The sequence below is a fragment of the Stenotrophomonas sp. MYb238 genome (assembly GCF_009496535.1).
Lineage (GTDB): Bacteria > Pseudomonadota > Gammaproteobacteria > Xanthomonadales > Xanthomonadaceae > Stenotrophomonas.
This window is the reverse complement of the sequence record NZ_WIDL01000002.1, coordinates 248,624-268,865: the sequence shown is the minus strand read 5'-3', so window position 1 is coordinate 268,865 and position 20,242 is coordinate 248,624. Positions and strand designations below refer to the sequence as shown.

Genomic DNA, 20,242 nt, shown 5'->3' with positions numbered 1-20,242 from the left:
GGTGGGCAGGCAAGTTCCGTGCCTCAGGCGCGCTGGTCCAGCAACTGCTCGACCGCGTCCACGTCCAGCACCGGCCAGCCGAAGGCCGCATGGACATCGCGCCGCTCCCGGTACGAGTCGTCGATGAACAACGCCGGCACCGCCGGGTCCATGGCTGCGCTCTTGGGCGATCCGTCAGTCACGTGGATGATCGCGGCGAACAGGCTGCAGGCGACATGATGGGCGGCCAGCGTCTGGCAGGGATCGCCGGCATGCCGGGTCAACAGCGTCACCGGGATGCCGTTCGCCCGCCACTGGTAGAGCAGTGCCATCAGCCATGGATTGACCTTGCCTCCCGCGATCAGCGTGTCGTCCAGGTCCAGATAGACCTGTCGATAGTCGAGCCGTGGACGGTACCGGTTGGTCAGCGCACGGTCCAGCACCAGCGGCCATTGCTGCGGCAGAACGGAGAACGCACTGCCGAGGTGGGCCAGCGTGCCCAGCAGCGCATGATTGATTCCCTGCATCCTGGCCAGTGCCATCGAGCCGGCGATGCGGGGGGCCACCTCTAGGAGCTTGGGCGTGCCGTGGCGGTCGCGCCGCAGCTGGAAGAACCACGCGCCTTTCAGTCGAAGCTCGGCGGCGATGGCGCCGGCGATTTCGGCGAAGCGCGGGTCCGGCGCCGCTGCCTCCGTACGCACGCTGATGCCGCCCTTGATCCGCCCGCGTTGCCGCGCGGCGCTGTGCAGCAGTCGGCCATCGGCATCGGACAGGCAGTCGACGGTGTATTCCTGGCCGGGCAGGTACTCGCTGAACACGTAATCCACGCCGCAGGCGCGCAGCTGGGCATGGCGGGCGGCATCGTCGACCCGTTCGGCGCCCTGGCTGCCCTGGCCGATGGCAGGTTTGGCGAAGATCGGATACGCCCCGGTATCTGCGTCGACCTCGGCCGGGACGCAGCCCAGGTGGCGCAGCCGCGCATAGGTGAGCCGCTTGTCGCGGCAGACCGCGGCGGTCTCGGCGTCGGGTACGGCGGCGCGTGCGTGCAGGCGGCCCTCGGCCACGGCCGTGGCCAGGACGGGAATGGCATCGTCGTGGGCGGGCAGCACGATGTCGATGCCCCACTCGGCGATCAGCGCGTTGAGCGCTTCGATGAAGTCCGGCGAGCGCGCCTCCGCGTCGATGCGCCGATGGTGCGCGTAGACGAACCCGCCGTGGTCGTCGACCGAGGACACGCCGTGCAGGCGCACGTCCTTGGCGTGGCGCAGGGCCGCATGGATCTCCAGGCCGATCTCGGAGCCGCAGGGAAAGACCAGGACGTTGATGCCGCTCACCTCAGGCATGGCCGGTGGCGATGCGCTCGAACTGCGCCAGCGCCGCGCGGGCGTAGGCGTCGGCATCCCAGGGCGCGGAGGCGACGGGATGCTGCAGCCAGCGGCGCATGCCCTCCCGCAGGCCATGCGTGGAATTCTCGACCAGCCGCTGCGGGTCGCCCGCCAGCACGCTGCGCGGGCCCGGGATGTCGGTGGAGATCACCGGCGTACCCAGCGTCAGCGCTTCGAGCAGCACGATGGCCTGGCCCTCGTGCAGGGAAGGCAGCACGAACAGGTCCAGCGCCTGCATCAGCGGGTAGGGGTTCTCCAGCGCCCCGGCGAGATGGACATCCTCGTCCAGGCCCAGGCGCTCGATCTGCCGCCTGAGCGCCGGCGCCTCGGCGCCGTCGCCGGCGATGACCAGGCGCAGGTCCGGCACATCGCCACGCAGTTCGGCGAATGCCTCCAACAGGCGGGCATGCCCCTTCTCGGGCGAAAGGCGGCCGACGCTGCCGATCAGCCGGTGACCCGCGCGCCACTGCTGCAGGGCCTGCGGCAACGCCGCTGCGGCCCGCTCGCGGATCAGCGCCGGATCGATGCAGTTGTCCGCCACCTGGAAGCGACCCGCGTCGTTGTCGACATGGGCGGCCAGTCCTTCGCGGTTGACCTCGTGCAGGCTCCGGGATACCGAGACGAGCGCGTCGCAGTACCGGTACTGGCGGAAGACCTTGGCCAGCTGGGGATGGCGGACGATCTCCTCCTGCTTCATGTCGTTGTGCAGCCAGGTCACCGCGCGTGTCCCGGCCGGCCGGCCGCGCGCGAACAGGCCCGACCAGAAGGCGGTATAGCCGCCGAAGTCGATCGCGGTATCGATACGCGCGTGGCCGAACTGGCGCCGGTACTCGCGGCGCAGGACGCGATCGAGCATGCGCTCGGCGCGCGGGGACAGCGTTTCCGGTTCGCCGATGCGCTGGTGCAGCCACTGGTCCTCATGGCTGTTGACCGGGTGGCTCACCCGTCCCCAGCGGCAGACATGGGCGGACAGTTCGCCATAGCGCTGCAGCCGCTGCGGGTAGCTCTCTAGGCTCCAGGGGTCCACCACGACGGCAACGGCATAACGCGCCGGATCCAGCTGCGCCGCCAGCCGGGTGAAAGAGGCGGTGACGCCGTTGGGGTTGAAGTTCCCGGCCTGGAACAGCAGCGTGTGCTTGCCGCTGTCGATCCGGGTCTCGCCGGCGATGGCGGCATCGTCGAAGAAGAAGTCCAGGATGCGCTCGCAGGCGGCGCCATCTTCATGCGGGCAATAGGTGGCCAGCGCCGACGGCAGGCCCGGGTGCGGCGCGGGATCGGCGAGCGCATCGCCGAGCGCGGTTTCCAGCGCGTCGGGATCGTGCGTGATCCGGGCGGGCATCGTTTCTACCCCGTGATACAGGCCGCGCTCGCGGGCGTACTCGGGCAGATCGGGCACATGCAGGATCAGCGGACGGCGCAGCGGCAGGTAATCGAACAGGATCGAGGAATAGTCCGTCACCAGTACATCGACGATCGACAGTAGTTCGGTGATGTCGATGCCTCCCGGCAGGGCGCGCGCTCCCGGCGGCAGCGGCCCCAGGCTGCGCGCGACCATGTGGTGGGCGCTGAACAGAAGGCTCACGCCCGGGCGTGCCATGCGCCGTATCGCCGCGCCGACGAGTTCGATGTCCAGCGAAGCGCCCGCCAGATCGCCCCGCCACGTAGGCGCGTACAGCACCACGCGGTCGCCGTCGGCCACGCCGAGGCGTTCGCGCAGGCGCGCGCGGGTGGCCGGATCGGCGTTGAGCATCAGGTCCACACGCGCGTGCCCGGTCTGCGCCACCCGCGCGGTGAGAACGTCGCGGACCTGGTTGGCGTCGAGCATGGTCTGCAGCGTATGCGCGTTCGGCAGCACCAGGTGGGTGACCTGCAGCAGGTTGCGGGTGCAGTTCTTGTGGTCGAACAGCGCGCCCGGAATATCGGCGCCGAGCTTCTTCAGCGGCGTGCCGTGCCAGGGGTTGAGGTAACGCTGTTCCTCCCGCCGCACGAAGTAGGGCAGGAAGGTGTTGTTGTTGACCAGCCACATGGCCGTGGCCAGGTAACGCGCGTACAGGGTGCTGCCGTGGCGCACGAACACCACGTCCGGCAATGCCGCCAGTTCGGCGGGGATGACCGCGTGGGCCTTGACCGCCCACACATGCAGCCGCCCGCTGCCGGCGAAGCGGCGGTAGGCCTGGCGGAACAGCGCCAGCGGGTTGCAGCTGACCGAAGCGCCGTGGAAGCTCTCGTAGAGGATGACGGCCCCGTCCACCGGCAACGTGTCCAGATACTCCGCGTACGGCGTCTTGATGTCCTCGGTCTGCGGCGCCGGCAGATGGGCGAAATCGCGCTTGTAGACCCGCGTATCGAGGAAGGCGCGGCAGGCTGCCGCCGTCTGGCCGAGTCGGAGAAGGACGGCGCCGAGGCGGAAGTGGTCGCCGGGCTGCGGCTCGTGGCGCCGCAGGGTCGCCGCGCGGTAGGCGTCGGCGGCTTCGTCCAGCCTCCCGAGCCGTTCGCAGACGTTGCCAAGCTCATGGTAGGTGGCGGCATCGAGGGTACTGGCCGCGAGCGCGGCCAGCAGCGCGGTGCGGCGAACCTGCAGCAGCGCGGCGGGCTCGTCCATGGCCAATGCCGCCGGTTCCCCGGGCACGCAGCGCAGCCAGGCGTTGAAAGCGGCGGCCATGTCGCCAGCTAGGTGCAGCACGTTGCCCAGGCGATACCAGCCATCGGCCGTGTCGCGCAGGTGCAGGGCGCGCCCGTATGCCTGGGCGGCTTCGGCATGGCGGTCCAGGCGTTCGAGCATCCAGCCGAGGCGGTAATGCCACTCGGCGGGCGCCTGCGCCGATGCCAGCGCACGGCGGTAGGCATCCACGGCGTCTTCCCAGCGCAGCAGCATCTCCAGCGCGAAACCGTGGGCGAAGTGCAGCGGCGCGGGGTCGTCCCGGCCAGGGGCAGCCAGCGCCGCCCGGTAGGCGGCTTCGGCGTCGGTCCAGCGGCCTTCGCGTTGATGCAGCACGCCCGGGCCCAGCCGCGCGACTTCCGGGTCGAGCAGGGCCAGCCGCGCGTACGCGGCATCGGCGTCGTGCCCGCGCAGCTGACGGTCGCGCACGCATCCGAGGCGATACCAGCCATCGGCATGGCCCGGGTCCAGCTCCAGCGAACGCCGGTAGGCGTCGGCGGCCTCGTCGTACCACCGCAGCCGCTCGGCCGCCACGCCCAGGTCGTGCCACCAGTCGGCGTGGGTCGGATCGGCGGCGACCGCCTTGCGCAGCGGGTCGATGGCACGGCGCCAGCCGCCACGCTTGCAGACGATGCGCGCGAGCAGGACCTGGATGGCCGGATCATCCGGCGCCAGCGACGCCGCATGCACCGCGATCATGTCGGCGACGTCCCACAGGGACATGCGCGCCAGATTCGCCGCGATCCGCGCGAATACCTCGCCGGATACATCCAGCTGCCGGTAGAGCGCGAGGGTCCGCAGGTTGAATCGTGTCTTGCGCGACACCTCGAAACGTTCGCCCGGCGCCAGCCAGGTATCCAGCCCGGCGGCCATGCCCGTGGCCTGGTAGTGGGCGACCGGGTCGCGCGTCGGGTCCGCATCCAGGTGCCAGATGCAGTACCACCACAGATCGAAGCTTTCCGACGGGTTGCGGAATTCGCGCCAGCCCTGGCTGCGGAAATGGTGCCAGGCCGCGCTGCCCGCGGCGGCCACGTCGGGATTCTGGGAGCGGTAGAAGCCGGCATCGAACCAGTCCGGCACGGGCTCCTCGGCGGTCGCCGGCAGGCTACAGGCCGGCGCCGGCGAGTCGTCCGGGGTTTCGAACGCAGGGGCGGCGAGTGCGGTGTCGGAAGCGCAGGCTGGGCTCATGGCGGACGGTCGGGTCGTGGCAACGGGGAACGCCGGCCGCCTCAGCAGCAGACGATGTCCTTGATTGACTTCAATACGTGGTCCGGCAGGATGTCGGCGTGGTCGAGCTGGTCACGCGTGGTCTCGCCGGACAGGACCAGCAGGCTGCGGGTGCCCGCGTTGCGCGCCATCGCGATGTCGGTATGCAGGCGGTCGCCGATTACCAGCGTGCGCGCCAGGTCCACCTCCGCGCGTTGCCGCAGCAGCAGGATCATCGACTCGTGCGGTTTGCCGAATACCTGCTTGGGCGAACGCCCGGTGGTGATCCGGATCATTTCCAGCAGGGCGCCGATATCGGGAATCGGCCCGGCCTCGGTCGGGCAGAACAGGTCCGAATGCGTGGCCAGGATGTCCACGCCGCGGTTGACCAGGCGGCAGGCCGCGACCAGCTTGGCGTAGTCCAGTTCGGTGTCGTAGCCGATGACGACGTACTCCGGGTCCTCGGCGGCGGGGTTGAAGCCCTCTTCGGCCAGGCGCCGCCTGAACGCCTCGGTGCCCAGCACGTGCAGGTTCTGGACGCCCTGGCGATGCAGCCAGGCGATCAGCGCGTCCGACGACAGGATGACCTGCGAAGGCGCCGCCGCGATGTTCATGCGCGCCAGGCGGTCCACGTAGCCGTCGGCGGTGCCGGAGGAGTTGTTGGAGATGAAGAATATCTGCTTGCCCTGCCGCTGCAGCGTCTCCAGGGTGACGGCAGCGCCTTCGACCGCCTCGTTCCCGACGTACAGGGTGCCGTCGAGGTCGAAGACGAAGGTGTCGATATGGTCCAGCGCATCGTCGAACCCGGAGAATTTCCGGTCGGCCAGCGCGAGGTCGTCGTAGTTGTCCACTTCCACCCAGTCCAGCCCGGCGATGTCGCAGGGGCGAAAATCCAGATGGCCGGCCTGGAACAGGCGCTGCATCGCCACTTCGGTCCATTCGCGAAGCAGGCCTTCGCCTTCGACGATGCGGGCGATTTCGGCGAAAAGCACGTTGCCCGCCTGCGCGGAGAACTTGTAGAAATCGATCGAGCAGCCGAATGCGGCGCTGGCCGGGATGCCCTTGGCTATGTCGCGGATGAGCCCTTCGCCATCGATGGTCACCTTCATGGACTCGTCCATGTAGAGGGAGGTATCCACCGCCACCGCATCGGCGCAGGGAAAGTCGAGCAGGCGCCGGACCATCTGCCCGTCCACCGCCAGGTCGGCATTGTTGAGGATGAAGGGCCGCCCGCGCAGGTGCTCGCACACCAGGTGCAGCGAGTACATGTTGTTGGTGGTTTCGTACTCGGCGTTGTCGACGATGCGGATCGACACGTGTTTCAGGTGCTTGCAGTAGTCGACGATGGCCTGCGCCTCATAGCCGACGACGATCACGATGTCGGTGATGCCGGCGGCGACGTAGGCGTCGATCTGGTACTGCAGCAGCGGCTTGCCGGCGCACTTCACCATGCACTTGGGCTTGTGGTTGGTCATCGGCCGCAGCCGCGAGCCGATACCGGCGGCCAGGATCACCCCGATCATGGGCGCTTCCCCGGGCGGGAAGGGCGCATTCCCGGACGTCCGGCTTTCCCGCAGGAAAGCGGGACGCGGAACAGTGAAGCCTGGACACTTCTGCGCATCGATGGTCTCTGCCGGACGGACATGGTGGAGATGCTGCAAGCGCCGTGCCACCGCCTGCGCGTGCGATCGGCGTCGGGCGGGCAGGGGTCGGGCGGGCAGGCGTTGGGTAATGGAGGCGGCGAAGAAGCGCGGTGGCGCGCCATCATGGCCGGACGGGCGGTACCCGGGCCACCAGGCGCGGCTCAGCCGGCGTTCTCGCCCTGCTCGCGGTCGATCCCGTACTTGCGCAGCTTCTCCACCAGGGTGGTGCGGCGCAGGCCGAGCAGCTGCGCGGCGTGGGCGACCACGCCCTGGGTACGTTCCAGCGCCTCGTTGATCAGCTTCAGCTCGATGCCGGCCATGTGGTCGCGCAGGTCCAGGCCGTCGCTGGGCAGCTGCGCCGGGACCGGCGCTGCCGCAGCCGCGGCGGGCGCCACGGGCGCGGGTGCCGCGCCATTGGCCAGGCTGGCCAGCGGGCGTTCCTCGTCGTGCACGGCGGTGGCGGCCGCTGCCGGATCGCCGCGGTAGCGCGCGGGCAGGTCCTGTACCCGCACCAGTCCGCCCGGGTGCAGCACGGCCAGGCGTTCGACCAGGTTGGTCAGCTCGCGCACGTTGCCCGGCCAGCGGTAGGCGGCCAGCGCCTGCAGCGCCTCGGCGGCGAAGCGCACCTCGCCGCGGCCGGTGCGGGCCAGCTGCGCGGCGATGGTTTCCACCAGCGCGGGAATGTCGGCGATGCGCTCGCGCAGCGCCGGCACGTCGATGGGGAACACGTTCAGGCGGTAGAACAGGTCCTCGCGGAACTTGCCTTCGGCGATGCGCGTTTCCAGGTTGCGGTGGGTGGCGGCGATCACCCGCACGTTGCAGCGGATGGTCTGGTTGCCGCCGACGCGCTCGAAGCTGCGTTCCTGCAGCACGCGCAGCAGCTTGACCTGCATCGGCAGGCTCATGTCGCCGATCTCGTCCAGCAGCAGGGTGCCGCCCTCGGCCATCTCGAAGCGGCCCTTGCGTGCGGTCAGCGCGCCGGTGAAGGCGCCTTTCTCGTGGCCGAACAGCTCGCTTTCCAGCAGGTCCGGCGGGATCGCGCCGCAGTTGATGGCCACGAACGGGCCATCGCGCCGCGGCGAGCGCTGGTGGATGGCGCGCGAGACCACTTCCTTGCCGGTGCCCGATTCGCCCAGCACCAGCACCGTGGTGTCGAAGCCGGCCACCTGTTCGATCAGCTGGCGCAGCTCGGTCACCGCCGGGCTGCCGCCGGTGGGGCCTTCGTCCTCGCCGCCGCCGGCATGGCGCTCGGCGTCCAGGCGCTTGAGGCTGGCGCGGCGCAGCAGCGCCTCCATCTGCGCGTGGCGCATGGGCTGGTCCAGCGGCCAGACGTTGGCCTCGTGCAGGCCGTAGTGGCGCGCGAAGGCCAGCGGATCGCCCTCGGCCAGCAGCACCGGCGGCGGCATGCCGGTGCCGGCCAGCCAGTTGAAGAACGGCGCGGCGCGCGCCGGATCCTCGACCGTGCCCACCACCAGCGCCATCCAGTCGTTGGAGCGGTGGCGCGCGATGTCGATGTCGCCCACGTCGGTGACCCAGCGCGGGTTGAGGTCCATGAACTCGAGCAGCGCGACCGTGCGCTCGGCGCGCACGCCCTCGCTGTCGATCACGAGGATGCGCGATTCACTCATGGCCCTGTTCCTGGCGCACGCCTTCCAGGATCGGCATGACCTCCTGGATGTAGGACAGCTTGCTGACGAAGTTGTCGGCGCCGGCGCGCTGGGCGTGCTCGCGGTGCTCGGCATCGTCGAAATGGCTGGCGATCACGATGTAGGGCGGCTCGTCCTGGGTCTTGATCAGGCGCGTGGCCTGCAGCCCGCCCATCTCCGGCATCGCCAGGTCCATCAGCACCACCCGCGGCCGCAGCGCCTCGGAGCGCTCGATGGCCTCCAGGCCGTTGGCGGCGCTGCCGACGATCTCCAGCCAGTCGACCTTGCGGAAATGGCGCATGGCCGCGTTGATGAAGCCTTCGTGGTCGTCGACCAGCAGAACGGTGAGCTTGCTCATGGAATTCCTCGGATCAGCCTGCGCGGGCCAGCAGCGGACGCGCATTGTGCCGCTTCCGCTCGCGCGCGGGGGCGATGTCCAGCTGTTCACGGTACTTGGCCACGGTGCGGCGGGCGATGTTGACGCCCTGGCGCGACAGCAGCACGGCGATGGCCTCGTCGGCCAGCGGGCGGGCCGACGGTTCGGATTCGATCAGCCGGCGCACCATCGCCTTGACCGCCTGGCCGGAGATGCTGGCGCCTTCCAGCCGCACGGCGAAGAAGTGCTTCAGCTCGAACGTGCCGCGTGGGGTCTGCATGAACTTGCCCGAGGTGATGCGCGAGACGGTGGATTCGTGCATGCCGATGGCGTCGGCCACTTCCTTAAGGGTCAGCGGCGCCATGGCTTCCTCGCCTTCGGCCAGGAACGCGGCCTGGCGCTCGACGATGACCCGCGCGGTGCGCAGCAGGGTGTCGTAGCGCATGGACAGGCCGCGGGTGAACCAGCGCGCCTCCTGCAGCATCTCGCGCATCGGCTGGGCGGCGGCGCCTTCGCTGGCGGCGAGGGCGCGTTCGTAGGTGGGGTTGAGGGTCACGCGCGGCGCCGTGGCCGGGTTCAGCGCGACCCGCCACTGGCCGTCCGCGCGCCAGGCCACCACTTCCGGGATGACCGCGGTTTCTTCCTGCGGCTGCAGGGTATCGCCGGGGCGGGGCTGCAGCGACAGGATCAGGCGAATCGCCTCGAGCGCGTCGGCCTGCTCGACATCCAGCTGGCGGGCGATCGCGGCATAGTCGTGGCTGGCCAGCAGCTGCAGGTCTTCGCCCAGCAGCCTTGCCGCCAGGTGGCGGGCCGGCACGGCGCCGGGCAGGGCGGCCAGCTGCACCTGCAGGCATTCGCGCAGGTCGCAGGCGGCCATGCCGGCCGGATCGCCCTGCAGCAGGCGCTGGCGGATGCTTTCCACGTGGGCGCCGTCGCGGTCGAAGCGGGCGCTGGCCAGCAGGGTCAGCTGCGGCAGCGGCGCCTGCAGGTAGCCGGCGTCGTCGCAGTGCTCCAGCCAGAAGGCTGCGATGGCCAGGTCGCCCTCGTCCAGCTCCAGGGACAGCGCCTGCAGGATGCGCAGGTGCGGGTCGCTGGATTGGCCCATCGCCAGCCGCGCGGTGCGGTCGTCCTCGCCATCGTTCCAGCTGGCGCCGGCCACGTCCCACATCGCGCTTTCGGGCAGTTCGTCGAACGCCGCGGTTTCCACCAGCGCGTCGCCGCCGCTGGCCGCGTCGGCCGCCGGGGAGGATTCCTCCTCCAGCTCGAGCAGCGGGTTGTTCTCCAGGACCTGGCGTATTTCCTGTTCCAGCTGCAGGCCGTTGAGCTGCAGCAGGCGGATCGACTGCAGCAGCGCGGGCGTGAGGTGGAGCTGCTGGCCGAGCTGGGTGGCGAGCGTGGTCTTCATGTGTCTGATCCCCGTGGGCGCCGTGTGAAGCGACCGTTATGGAACGCATCTTGCGTAGGGGGTGTCAGGGAATGAATCGGTGAAAACCTGTATCGCCTAGGAAATCCCCTTACTTCATGTAGGGGTTTTTCCTACACAACGTCATTAATCCGTCGCAATGCGATGTAGGGAAACCGGAGAATCAACGACTTACGGATTTCTGACGGCGGCCGCGACGGATTTCCGGATATGTGACGCGGATCCAGACTGGCTGCCCGCCGTCAGGCCAGTTCCTGCTGGTGGCGCACCGCCAGCAGCAGCAGGTCGTTGGCGCGGCGGCAGCCCAGCGCCTCCATCATGCGCGCCCGGTGGGTCTCCACCGTCTTGACGCTGATGCCCAGCTCCGCGGCGATCTCCTTGGTCGACTGGCCGTTGCCGAGCTGGCGCAGGATCTGCCGCTGGCGCGGCGACAGCGCGGCGATGCCGGTCGGGCGTTCGCGTCCCAGCAGCGGAGAGAGCATGCGCGCGGAAATCTGCGGGCTCAGGAACACCTGGCCGGAATGGGCCGCGCGCAGCGCCAGTTCCAGTTCCTGCGGCGCTGCGTCCTTGACCACGAATCCCACCGCGCCACGGTCCAGCGCATCGCGCACGTGGGCGGTGTCGTCGTGCATGGACATCATCACCACCCGCGCGTTGGGCACCTTGTGGCCGATGTCCGACAGCGCTTCCAGGCCGCTGCGGCCGGGCAGGGAGAGATCCAGCAGCACCACGTCGGGCTGTTCCCGCACGGCCAGTTCCAGCGCCTGTTCCGCGCTGCTGGCCTCGCCGATCACCAGCACCCCGCCGAACGTCTGCAGCAGGCGGCACAGGCCGGCACGGACCAGCGTATGGTCATCGACAATCAGGACACGCACGGGCAGGGGGCATCGCTTGGGGATGGCGGCACCTTAGCCGAGCGCGCGCATGCGCGCCAAGCGGCAGAGGTCATGGATGCGCGCGGATCAACGCGGACGCCGGCTGTCGGCGATCTGGCGGCGGTGCAGGCGGAACAGGTGGCGCTCCAGCGCCGTTTCCAGCGCCTCGCCGGTGCTCTGCAGGCGCAGCCACAGGTAGACGCCGCCGTTGCCGGAGGTCGCCTCGCCCAGTACCTGCACCGGCAGCTCGATATGGTCCGGCAGCCAGTCCGCCGGCTGCAGCCGGACGATGCCGGCGCTGCCCTGCACGGCGCCGGTGCGCTGGCCCAGTTCCAGCCGCAGCCCGCGACGCGACCAGCGCACCGGGCGCAGCGGCAAGGCCTGCACGGACTGGCGCAGCAGGCGCCCGAGCAGGACCAGCGCCAGGTCCATGCGCGCTTCCAGCCGCTGCAGCTGCGGGTTGCCGTCGCCGCCGCGGTCGTCGTCGCCGTCGGTGCCGCGCGAATCCTCCACCAGCGCCACGCTGCGCAGCAGCATCTCGGTCGCGCCTGCGCGGATGGCGGTGCTGCCCGGCTCGAACGCCGCCGGCAGCGCCACGTCGCAGGACAGCGTGTCCTCGAACAGCTCGGTTTCGGCCGGATGGTGCACGACGCTGGCGCCGGGCGCGTTCATGCCAGCGATTCGGCCTGCTGGTAGGCATGCACCGCGCGCACGGACTGGCGCCCGGCGCGCAGCCGGGCCGCGGCGATGTCGCGCCGCACCAGCATGTCGGCCATCAGCGACTGCTGCAGGGCCAGCAGGTTGCGCAGGCCGTTGGCGGCAGCCTGGACGCCGCAGGCGTCGACGAACTCGCGCAGGCGGCGGTCGTGGCCGCTGGCGATGCGTTCGGCCTCGGCGTGGTCTTCCTGCTCGACCGCGGCACGCAGCGCCTCCAGGTCGTCGTGCAGCGCCTGCAGGGTGTGGTCGGTATCGATCATGTTCAGGCTCCGGCGACGGCGGGACGTTGGCGCTGGTCGCCCGGGATCGCGTTCCAGGCCGATTCGATCTCGCCCATGAGCGAGAGCGATTCCTGCAGGGCGGCGACGTCGTTGTTGAGGTTGGCCTCGGTCAGGCGCTGGATGACGTAGTCGTACAGCGCCGAGAGGTTGCCGGCGATCTCGCCGCCGGCCTCGTGGTCGAGCGAGCCGTTGAGATGGCCGATGATCGCGCAGGCCTCGCCGATGGACTTGCCCTTCATGGCCTGGTCGCCCTGGGCGAGGAAGGCCTCGGCACGGCGGATCCGCTCGTTGGCGCCTTCGAACAGGAGGGCCACCAGCCTGTGCGGATCGGCATCCACAACCTTGGTGGAAACGCCGACCTTTCGGTACTGCTCGGCGTAGTTGCGGCTGGAACCGTACATGGGGAGAGTCTCCTGGGACCTGTCCGGCGCGCGGTCCGGGCTGCGTCGGGAATGATGGGGTGATATCCGTGTATCGGCCGTCATGGCCGTTTACTTGAACGCGAAGGGTTATTTCTGGAGTGCCGCCAGCTGCTGGGCCAGGTAGTTGCTGGTGCCCTGCATCTGCGCCACCAGCGAATCCATCGCGTTGAACTGCCTGGTGTAGCGATCGGAGACCTTCTCCATGCGCGCGTCCAGGTCGTCCAGGTCCTTCTCGAGCTTCTTGATCTGCTTGTTCAGGGCGTCGGTACGCAGCGTCAGGGTGCCGGTGCCGCTGTCCAGGTTGCTCTTGAGCAGGCTGGAAAGGCCGCCGGAGAGCTTGCCGTCCTTGCCCAGCAGGCTGGCCGCCATGGTGGGGTTCTCGGCCATCGACTTGTCGAACGTACTGGCGTTGAGGGACATCGTGCCGTCGGTGTTGATCGTCAGCCCCATGGCCTTCAGGTCGACCACGTTCGCGCTGAGCTGCCCGCGCAGCTGCTGCTGCAGGCCGCGCACCATCGAATCGCCGGTAAGGGTGGAGGCCTTCTTGTTGGTCGCGTCGTAGGCGCTGGAATTCTTGAGCAGGTTGATCGAGGCGTTGTAGGCGCTGACGAAGGCCTGCACGTTGATCTTGAGCGGCGCGTTGTCCTGGCTGACGGTCAGGGTCTTGGTGGTGCCTTCCTCGGCCTTGGTCAGGTTCAGGGTGATGCCCGGGATCAGGTCGCTGACGCTGTTGCTGCTGGACTCGCGCTCGAACCCGTCCACCCGCACGCGTGCGTTGGTGGCCGCCACGGTCTGGCTCAGGCCGCCGGCGGTGCCGTCCCAGGTCAGCGCCGAAAGGCCGCCGTTGCCGCCGCTGGCCGAGACGGTCAACGCCCCCTTGGTCCCGGCGTCGACCGCGTTGAGCACCAGGTGCTGGCCATCGTTGGCGGTGATGACGGTGGCATTGACGCCCTTGCCGCCGGCCGCCTTGTTGATCGCCGCGGCGATGTCCGACAGTGTGCTGCCGGGCTTGATCGCCACGTCGAGGGACTTGTCGTCCCAGGCGATCTTCAGGGTGCCGTCGCCGACCGCGCCATCGGCGGCGAACGCGCCGGAGCTGAGCTTCTGCGGCTGCGCCAGGCTCAGCACCTCGACGTTGTAGGTGCCGGCCGCCGCGAGCGTCTTCCCGGTGCTGGGGTCGGTCACGACCGTCGCGCCGAAACCGCTGCCCTCCGGCACCGTGGTCTTGTAGGCCGGGGTGCTCGCGCTCTTGGTCAGCGTCTCCAGCGCCGATTGCAGGCTGCCGAGCGAGCTCTTGATGCTGCCCAGCGCCGAAAGCTTGGCGGTGGCCGTGGTGCCCTGGTTGTTGATCCGGTCCGCGGCCGGCTTGCGCTCGTTGGCGACCAGCTTGGAGACGATGGTCGGAATATCCAGCCCGGAGCCGATGGTGGAGAGAGAGGACGTGGCCATTTGGATTCCTTTGCGCAAAGGGACACTCGTGCAGGCATCCCGGATATCGGCCCGCAGCCGGGATTCTTTAGCCCCGGCGACGGACATGTCTCCCCGGATAGGCAAGACTCATGCCGTGGGCCGCGCGACGGGCGGCGGCGGCGGGCCGGCTCCCGGACAGACGAAGCCCCCGCCATTGCTGGCGGGGGCCCGTGTCCACTTGCCAGGCTGACGCCGACGGATCAGCGCAGCAGGCTGAGCACGTTCTGGGTCGAGCTGTTGGCCTGGCTCAGCATGGCGGTGCCGGCCTGCTGCAGGATCTGCGTGCGGGTCAGCTCGGCCGTTTCCTTGGCGTAGTCGGCGTCGCGGATGCGGCTGCGCGAAGCGGACAGGTTTTCCGAGGTGGTGGCCAGGTTGGCGATGGTCGAGCTGAAGCGGTTCTGGATCGCACCCATGTCGGCACGCGAGCTGTTCACCGAGGTCAGCGCCTTGTCCACGATCTCCAGGGCACGCTGGGCGCCGGTGAAGTCGGAGATGTCCAGATCCTTCAGGAAGCTGGAGCCGTTGGCGGTGACGTTGGTGGCAACGGTCGCCGAGGCGGCCACGCCCGAGGTGTCCGTGGTGATGCCGGCCACGGCCGACAGCGTGCCGGAGAAGGTGAAGTCCTTGCCTTCCTTCAGCGATTCCAGCTTCAGCTTGCCGGTGCTGTCGATCGAGGCGAAGACGCCGGTCTGGTCCATGCTCTCGTTGATGGCCGAGGCCAGCTTCTTCTGCACGTCCGCGCCGGTGTCGCCGACGGCGACCTTCACCGCGGCGATGGCCTTGCCGTTGATGCTCAGGCCGGAGAGGTTGCCGGCGGCGGTGGCGGTACCGGAAGCCACGGCGTTGGTCGAGGTCTGGGTGGCGGCGAAGCCGGCCTTGCCCAGGGCGTCGATGTTGGCGTCGACGATGCTGTTGATGCCGATGGTCTGGCCGGCGTCGGCGCCGACCTGGAACAGGGCGCCGGAGAAGTCGCCGTTCAGCAGCTTGGTGCCGTTGAAGCTGGTCTGGTTGGCGACGCGGTCGATTTCCTTCAGCAGCTGGTTGACTTCGGCGTTCAGCGCGTCGCGGTCGGTGCCGGAGTTGGTGGCGTTTGCCGACTGCACCGCCAGCTCGCGGATGCGCTGCAAGTTGTTGCCGATCTCGACCATCGCGCCTTCGGCGGTCTGGGCCAGCGAGATGCCGTCGTTGGCGTTGCGGGTGGCAACGTCCAGGCCGCGGATCTGGGTGGTGAAGCGCTCGGAGATCGCCAGGCCGGCGGCGTCGTCCTTGGCGCTGTTGATGCGCATGCCCGAGGACAGGCGCTGGATGCTGGTCGCCAGGCTGGCACCACTGGTGTTCAGGTTGCGCTGGGCGTTCAGCGACATGATGTTGGTGTTGATGACTTGTGCCATGATTCGGATTCCTGTTTGGCGTTTGATCCGGCAGCTTCAACCTGACCGGTACTGAGTGCAGTGGGAGGTGGCGTAGGGCGCCGCAGTACCGCTGCTGATACCAATAACGGCAGCGCCACCGGCAGCTTTAGGGCTTGCCGGAAAAATGGACCGCAAGGTCCGGGGCGCGGTCGGAAGGGGTTCGTCATACGGAAACGGCGCTGGAACCATTAAGTTCCAGCGCCGTTGTTTTTTCCGCGGGCGGGCGGTGAAACACGCCCGCGGTTTGCAGGCATCCGGCTCTTCAGCGAGAGAGGGGCAGGGAACCACATTATTCCGCGACGCATGGCATGGCCTGCCCGGCGCCGCGTTGCTCTGCGATGGCGCCGAAATGGAAAAAGCCCCGGGCATGCCGGGGCTTTCTGTCTTCCGGAAGGCAGCAGCGATTACTTGAGCAGGTTGAGCACGTTCTGCGGAACCTGGTTGGCCTGGGCCAGCATGGCGGTGCCGGCCTGCTGCAGGATCTGGGTGCGGGTCAGCTCGGCCGTTTCCTTGGCGTAGTCGGCGTCGCGGATGCGGCTGCGCGAGGCGGACAGGTTTTCCGAGGTGGTGGACAGGTTGGCGATGGTGGAGGTGAAGCGGTTCTGGATCGCGCCCATTTCCGCACGCGAGCCGCTGACGGCGGTCAGCGCCTTGTCCACGATCTCCAGGGCGCGCTGGGCGCCGGTGAAGTCGGAGATGTCCAGGTCCTTGAGGAAGCGGGAACCGGTGGCGGTGACATTGGCCGCCACCGTGGCGTTGACGATGCCCGACACGTCGGTGGTGATGCCGGCCACGGCCGAGAGCGTGCCGGAGATGCTGAAGTCCTGGCCGGCCTTCACCGATTCCAGCTGCAGCTTGCCGGTGCTGTCGATCGAGGCGTAGACGCCGGTCTGGTCCATGCTCTCGTTGATGGCTGAGGCCAGCTTCTTCTGCACGTCCGCGCCGGTGTCGCCGATGGCGACCTTCACCGCGGCGATGGCCTTGCCGTTGATGCTCAGGCCGGAGAGGTTGCCGGCGGCGGTGGCGATGCCGGAAGCCACGGCGTTGGTCGAGGTCTGGGTGGCGGCGAAGCCGGCCTTGCCCAGCATGTCGATGTTGGCGTCGACGATGCTGTTTACGCCGATGGTCTGGCCGGCGTCGGCGCCGACCTGGAACAGGGCGCCGGTGAAGCTGCCGTCCAGCAGCTTGGTGCCGTTGAAGCTGGTCTGGTTGGCGACGCGGTCGATCTCGCCCAGCAACTGCTGCACTTCGGCGTTGAGCGCCTCGCGGTCGTTGCCGGAGTTGGTGGCGTTGGCCGACTGCACCGCCAGTTCGCGGATGCGCTGCAGGTTGCTGCTGATCTCGACCATCGCGCCTTCGGCGGTCTGCGCCAGCGAGATGCCGTCGTTGGCGTTGCGGGTGGCGACGTCCAGGCCGCGGATCTGGGTGGTGAAGCGCTCGGAAATCGCCAGGCCGGCGGCGTCGTCCTTGGCGCTGTTGATGCGCAGGCCCGAGGACAGTCGCTGGATGCTGGTCGCCAGGCTGGTGCCGCTGGTGTTCAGGTTGCGCTGGGCGTTCAGCGACATGATGTTGGTGTTGATGACTTGTGCCATGGGACTTCTCCGTTGTGTTCGGGGCCTTGCGTGGTATGGGAAAGCAGTGCTTCTGCGTTGGTCTGGATCAGCGGATCATGTTGAACAGCGACATGGACTGCATCTGGGTGAAGATGGTCTGCGCGGCCTGCAGGGCGGCGCCTTCGAGCTTGTACTGGCCGATGGCCTCGGCATAATCGAGGTCGCGCAGCTGCGACAGCGAATCCTTCAGGCTGATGGCGTTGGCCTCGCGCAGCGAGGCGGCGTTGTCGATGGCGCTGAGCTGGGCGCCGCCGGAGGCGCGCGAATCGATCATCTTTTCCGCCGCCCGGGCCACGTCGCGCAGGCTGGACTGCAGCACGTTCTGCTGCGCGGTGCGGCCGGCGAGGGTGGAGGTGTCCATCTGCAGCGCACCGACCAGGCGGTCGATGGTGGAGAACACGTCGCGGTTGCCGGCCTGGCCGACGCTGAACTCGTCGCCGGCTACCGGGACGCCGCTCAGGCGCACGCGCAGGCCCTGGAACACGATGTCGTCGCCATCGGCGTAGGTGCCGCCCCCGACCGGGTTGCCGCCGCTGTCGAGGATGTCGTAGGTATCCGGGCCGGTGAACTGCACGGTGAAGCTGTCGCCGGTCCAGGTCGCGGTGCCGTCGCGGCTGACGCCGGTCAGCACCGCCTGGCCGGCGTTGCCGGTCGCGGCGCTGCCGTCCACCGTGCCGTCGCCGGTGCGGATGCGCATGAAGATCTCGCTGCCCGGCAGCGCGTCCTGCACGAAGCTGCCCGGCGCGACTTCCACCTGGCGCTGGGTCTGGTCGCCGTTGTAGAGGATGGTGCCGGTGCTGGCCGAGAACGGCGCCACGCCGTCGGCAGTGCCGCCGAACAGGAAGCGCCCGTTGCCGTCGGTGCTGTTGGCCAGCGACAGCAGCGAATCGCGGACCGTGCGCAGTTCGGCCGATACGCTCTTGCGGTCCTCGGCCGACAGCGCGGCGCTGTTGGCCTGAATGGTCAGGTCCGATACGCGCTGCAGCAGCTCGCCGGCCTGGGCCAGCGCGTTCTCCTGCAGGCCCAGGCGGTTCTGCACGGTCGCCGCGTTCGCGCCGAGCTGGTCCAGTTCGGCCAGGACGCGGTCCATGCCCACCGCGGTGCCCGAAGCGACCGGGTCGTCCTTGGCGGTGACCATCTTCTGCCCGGTGGCCAGCTGGCGCTCCAGGTGGTTGAGCTTGCTCTGCTTGGAAAGCATGAGGAAGACCGACTGGTCGTACATCATGCTGCTGGAGATGCGGTTGTTCATCAGCCCACCGCCCGCAGGATCGATTGGAACATGGTGTCGGCCGTGGAAATCAGCTGCGAAGCGGCCTGGTAGGCCTGCTGCAGGCGGAGCATGTCCGCCGCTTCCTCGTCCAGGTTCACGCCGGAGACCGAGTCGCGCGTGGCCTGGGCGTTCTCGTTGATGACCTGCTGCGCCTGCAGCGAGTAATCGGCCGCGCGCGCCGCCGCGCCGACCTGCGTGGTCAGGCCGCCGAGCGCGCCGTTGAGGGTGACGGTGCCGCCGTTGAACGCCTTGGCGTCCTCCACCTTGGCCAGGCGCGAGGCATTGCCGTTGTCGCTGGACCCGGCCGGAGTGCGGCTCACGGTAAAGGTGTCGCCGGCGGCCGGCTTGCCGTCCAGCACCAGGCTCCAGCCGTTGGCGCTGATGGTCTGCCCGGGCGTGTAGGCATAGGGGCCCAGGCCGTCGATGGTGTAGTGGTCGGCGTCGATGAAATCGATGCTGGCCGGGTTGAGCAGGGCGGTGTCGGTCGCGTCGGTGACGTCGAGCCGGCCGGCCACGCCGGTGCCGATGTTGCCCATGTCGGCCTTGACCCGCACCGGGTTGGCCGCGGCGATGCGCGAAGGATCGGTGATCGCCACCGACAGGCCGTTGACGGCCGCGGCGGTGGGCTGCACCAGGAAACGGTCGTTGAGCGCCGGCGTGCCGCCGACCACCAGTTCGATGCCGTTGACCACGAACGGGTCCAGCGCGGTGCCGCTGCCGGTCATCGACACCGGCGCGCCGGTGTCGGTGCGGGTGGCCACCCAGTTGCTGCCGTCGAAGCGCAGCTGCAGGTTCTGGCCGTCGAGCTTGGTGGTGTCGCCGTAGCTGGCGGCGACGGTGGCGGTGCTGGCGCTGTTGTTGCCGCTGTGCGCGGCGACCTTCGGCGGGGCGAGGGCGAAGAAGTCCGCGCCCATGTCGCCGTACAGGTCCATGCCTTCGCGGTGGCTTTCGTTGAACGCCTGCGTCAGGCCGACGGCGATGCGGCCGAGCTCGGCCTGCGCCGGGGTCAGCACGGTGTCGCGGAATTCGATCAGGCCGCCGATGCTGCCGCCCAGCGCCTTGCCGTCCAGGGCGATGGTCTGCCCCAGGGTCCGGAGCGCCAGCTGCAGACGCTCGGGCTGGAACGGGTCGGCCACGGTGGTCACCTGCGAGGCGGTGCTGCCCACCACCAGCGCGTGGCCGCCGGCCGAATACACGTTCATGATGCCGCCGTCCTGGATGACGGCCGTGCCCCCGGTGTAGCCCACCAGCTGGCTGATCAGCTGGTCGCGGCGGTCGAGCAGGTCCGGCGCGGCGCGGTTGGCGTCGCTGCCGATGGCGCTGTTGATCTGCGCGATCTCCGTGGCCAGGCGGTTGATCTCGCTGGCGCCGGCGATCAGCCCGTTGTTGACCTCGTGGCCGAGCGAATCCAGGTGGCCGGTCAGCTGCTTGAAGCGGTTGACCAGGCCGTTGGCGTTGTCGAGCATGCTGCGCCGGTCGGCGGCGCCGGCGGCGTTGGCCGACAGGCCGCTGACCGAGTCGAAGAAATTGGACCAGATGCCGTTGAGGTTGGTCGCGCTGTCGGAGAACAGCGCATCCACGCGGTCGGCCAGCCCGGAGAGCTGCTTCAGCCGGGCCAGTTCGCCGCTGCTGTCGAGCAGGCGCGAGATCGCCAGCTGGTCGGCGACGCGGCGGATATCGGTGATCTTGGTGCCGTTGCCGACGTCGCCGTAGCCCACGTCGGTGGGATTGCGCGTGGCGAAGTCGACCTTCTGCCGGCTGTAGCCGTCGGTCTTGATGTTGGCCACGTTGTGGCTGACGGTCGCCAGCGCCCGCTGGAAGGCGATCAGGGCGCTGCTGCCGGTGGAGAGGACGCTGGGCATCGG

At 69.1% G+C, this 20,242-nt stretch carries 15 protein-coding genes; all 15 read right to left on the bottom strand.

What is annotated here, in order from left to right; all coding sequences use genetic code 11:
* Positions 1 to 23 precede the first annotated feature (23 nt).
* Positions 24 to 1,322, bottom strand: a complete 1,299-nt coding sequence (locus tag CQ393_RS02690) for an ATP-grasp domain-containing protein (RefSeq protein WP_194269564.1) — start codon at positions 1,320 to 1,322, stop codon at positions 24 to 26.
* Positions 1,315 to 5,211 (bottom strand): CDP-glycerol glycerophosphotransferase family protein, encoded by a 3,897-nt coding sequence (locus CQ393_RS02685; protein ID WP_153190077.1) that lies wholly within the window; start codon positions 5,209 to 5,211, stop codon positions 1,315 to 1,317. The genes CQ393_RS02690 and CQ393_RS02685 overlap by 8 nt, the downstream gene beginning before the upstream one ends.
* Before the next feature lie 41 nt (positions 5,212 to 5,252).
* On the bottom strand, positions 5,253 to 6,752 hold the full coding sequence (locus CQ393_RS02680) for an HAD-IIA family hydrolase (protein ID WP_153190076.1): 1,500 nt from the start codon (positions 6,750 to 6,752) through the stop codon (positions 5,253 to 5,255).
* A 281-nt stretch (positions 6,753 to 7,033) separates the two neighbouring features.
* The gene (locus tag CQ393_RS02675) at positions 7,034 to 8,500 is read right to left on the bottom strand and encodes a sigma-54 dependent transcriptional regulator (protein ID WP_153190075.1); all 1,467 of its coding nucleotides are present in this window, start codon (positions 8,498 to 8,500) and stop codon (positions 7,034 to 7,036) included.
* Positions 8,493 to 8,876 (bottom strand): response regulator transcription factor, encoded by a 384-nt coding sequence (locus CQ393_RS02670; RefSeq protein WP_153190074.1) that lies wholly within the window; start codon positions 8,874 to 8,876, stop codon positions 8,493 to 8,495. Before CQ393_RS02670 ends, CQ393_RS02675 begins: the two co-directional genes overlap by 8 nt.
* A gap of 13 nt (positions 8,877 to 8,889) precedes the next feature.
* Entirely contained in the window at positions 8,890 to 10,299 is a 1,410-nt protein-coding gene (gene rpoN / locus CQ393_RS02665) for an RNA polymerase factor sigma-54 (protein WP_153190073.1), read from the bottom strand.
* A gap of 260 nt (positions 10,300 to 10,559) precedes the next feature.
* Positions 10,560 to 11,192: a response regulator transcription factor gene (locus tag CQ393_RS02660; protein ID WP_343199464.1), complete on the bottom strand. Its 633-nt coding sequence runs from the start codon at positions 11,190 to 11,192 to the stop codon at positions 10,560 to 10,562.
* Positions 11,193 to 11,279: 87 nt separating this feature from the next.
* Positions 11,280 to 11,864 carry a PilZ domain-containing protein gene (locus tag CQ393_RS02655; protein ID WP_153190071.1) on the bottom strand — a complete coding sequence of 195 codons (585 nt, stop codon included), beginning with the start codon at positions 11,862 to 11,864 and terminating at the stop codon, positions 11,280 to 11,282.
* On the bottom strand, positions 11,861 to 12,169 hold the full coding sequence (locus CQ393_RS02650) for a hypothetical protein (protein ID WP_153190070.1): 309 nt from the start codon (positions 12,167 to 12,169) through the stop codon (positions 11,861 to 11,863). The genes CQ393_RS02655 and CQ393_RS02650 overlap by 4 nt, the downstream gene beginning before the upstream one ends.
* 2 nt (positions 12,170 to 12,171) lie before the next feature.
* The gene (gene fliS / locus CQ393_RS02645; RefSeq protein WP_153190069.1) at positions 12,172 to 12,591 is read right to left on the bottom strand and encodes a flagellar export chaperone FliS; all 420 of its coding nucleotides are present in this window, start codon (positions 12,589 to 12,591) and stop codon (positions 12,172 to 12,174) included.
* Between the two features lie 108 nt (positions 12,592 to 12,699).
* Complete coding sequence (gene fliD, locus CQ393_RS02640; protein WP_153190068.1) at positions 12,700 to 14,061, bottom strand: flagellar filament capping protein FliD; 1,362 nt, start codon at positions 14,059 to 14,061, stop codon at positions 12,700 to 12,702.
* 221 nt (positions 14,062 to 14,282) lie between these two features.
* The gene (locus CQ393_RS02635) at positions 14,283 to 15,473 is read right to left on the bottom strand and encodes a flagellin (protein ID WP_153190067.1); all 1,191 of its coding nucleotides are present in this window, start codon (positions 15,471 to 15,473) and stop codon (positions 14,283 to 14,285) included.
* A 425-nt stretch (positions 15,474 to 15,898) separates the two neighbouring features.
* Positions 15,899 to 17,086, bottom strand: a complete 1,188-nt coding sequence (locus CQ393_RS02630) for a flagellin (protein WP_153190066.1) — start codon at positions 17,084 to 17,086, stop codon at positions 15,899 to 15,901.
* Between the two features lie 67 nt (positions 17,087 to 17,153).
* Positions 17,154 to 18,356 (bottom strand): flagellar hook-associated protein FlgL, encoded by a 1,203-nt coding sequence (flgL, locus tag CQ393_RS02625; RefSeq protein WP_153190065.1) that lies wholly within the window; start codon positions 18,354 to 18,356, stop codon positions 17,154 to 17,156.
* Positions 18,356 to 20,239, bottom strand: a complete 1,884-nt coding sequence (gene flgK / locus CQ393_RS02620; protein WP_153190064.1) for a flagellar hook-associated protein FlgK — start codon at positions 20,237 to 20,239, stop codon at positions 18,356 to 18,358. The genes flgL and flgK overlap by 1 nt, the downstream gene beginning before the upstream one ends.
* Between the last annotated feature and the right edge of the window lie 3 nt (positions 20,240 to 20,242).

What these genes read in the sequence shown, in the direction of transcription:
- CQ393_RS02690 (WP_194269564.1), bottom strand. Translation starts at nt 1,322, where the DNA reads ATGCCTGAGGTGAGCGGCATCAACGTCCTGGTCTTTCCCTGCGGCTCC.
- CQ393_RS02685 (WP_153190077.1), bottom strand. Translation starts at nt 5,211, where the DNA reads ATGAGCCCAGCCTGCGCTTCCGACACCGCACTCGCCGCCCCTGCGTTC.
- CQ393_RS02680 (WP_153190076.1), bottom strand. Translation starts at nt 6,752, where the DNA reads ATGATCGGGGTGATCCTGGCCGCCGGTATCGGCTCGCGGCTGCGGCCG.
- CQ393_RS02675 (WP_153190075.1), bottom strand. Translation starts at nt 8,500, where the DNA reads ATGAGTGAATCGCGCATCCTCGTGATCGACAGCGAGGGCGTGCGCGCC.
- CQ393_RS02670 (WP_153190074.1), bottom strand. Translation starts at nt 8,876, where the DNA reads ATGAGCAAGCTCACCGTTCTGCTGGTCGACGACCACGAAGGCTTCATC.
- rpoN (WP_153190073.1), bottom strand. Translation starts at nt 10,299, where the DNA reads ATGAAGACCACGCTCGCCACCCAGCTCGGCCAGCAGCTCCACCTCACG.
- CQ393_RS02655 (WP_153190071.1), bottom strand. Translation starts at nt 11,864, where the DNA reads ATGAACGCGCCCGGCGCCAGCGTCGTGCACCATCCGGCCGAAACCGAG.
- CQ393_RS02650 (WP_153190070.1), bottom strand. Translation starts at nt 12,169, where the DNA reads ATGATCGATACCGACCACACCCTGCAGGCGCTGCACGACGACCTGGAG.
- fliS (WP_153190069.1), bottom strand. Translation starts at nt 12,591, where the DNA reads ATGTACGGTTCCAGCCGCAACTACGCCGAGCAGTACCGAAAGGTCGGC.
- fliD (WP_153190068.1), bottom strand. Translation starts at nt 14,061, where the DNA reads ATGGCCACGTCCTCTCTCTCCACCATCGGCTCCGGGCTGGATATTCCG.
- CQ393_RS02635 (WP_153190067.1), bottom strand. Translation starts at nt 15,473, where the DNA reads ATGGCACAAGTCATCAACACCAACATCATGTCGCTGAACGCCCAGCGC.
- CQ393_RS02630 (WP_153190066.1), bottom strand. Translation starts at nt 17,086, where the DNA reads ATGGCACAAGTCATCAACACCAACATCATGTCGCTGAACGCCCAGCGC.
- flgL (WP_153190065.1), bottom strand. Translation starts at nt 18,356, where the DNA reads ATGAACAACCGCATCTCCAGCAGCATGATGTACGACCAGTCGGTCTTC.
- flgK (WP_153190064.1), bottom strand. Translation starts at nt 20,239, where the DNA reads ATGCCCAGCGTCCTCTCCACCGGCAGCAGCGCCCTGATCGCCTTCCAG.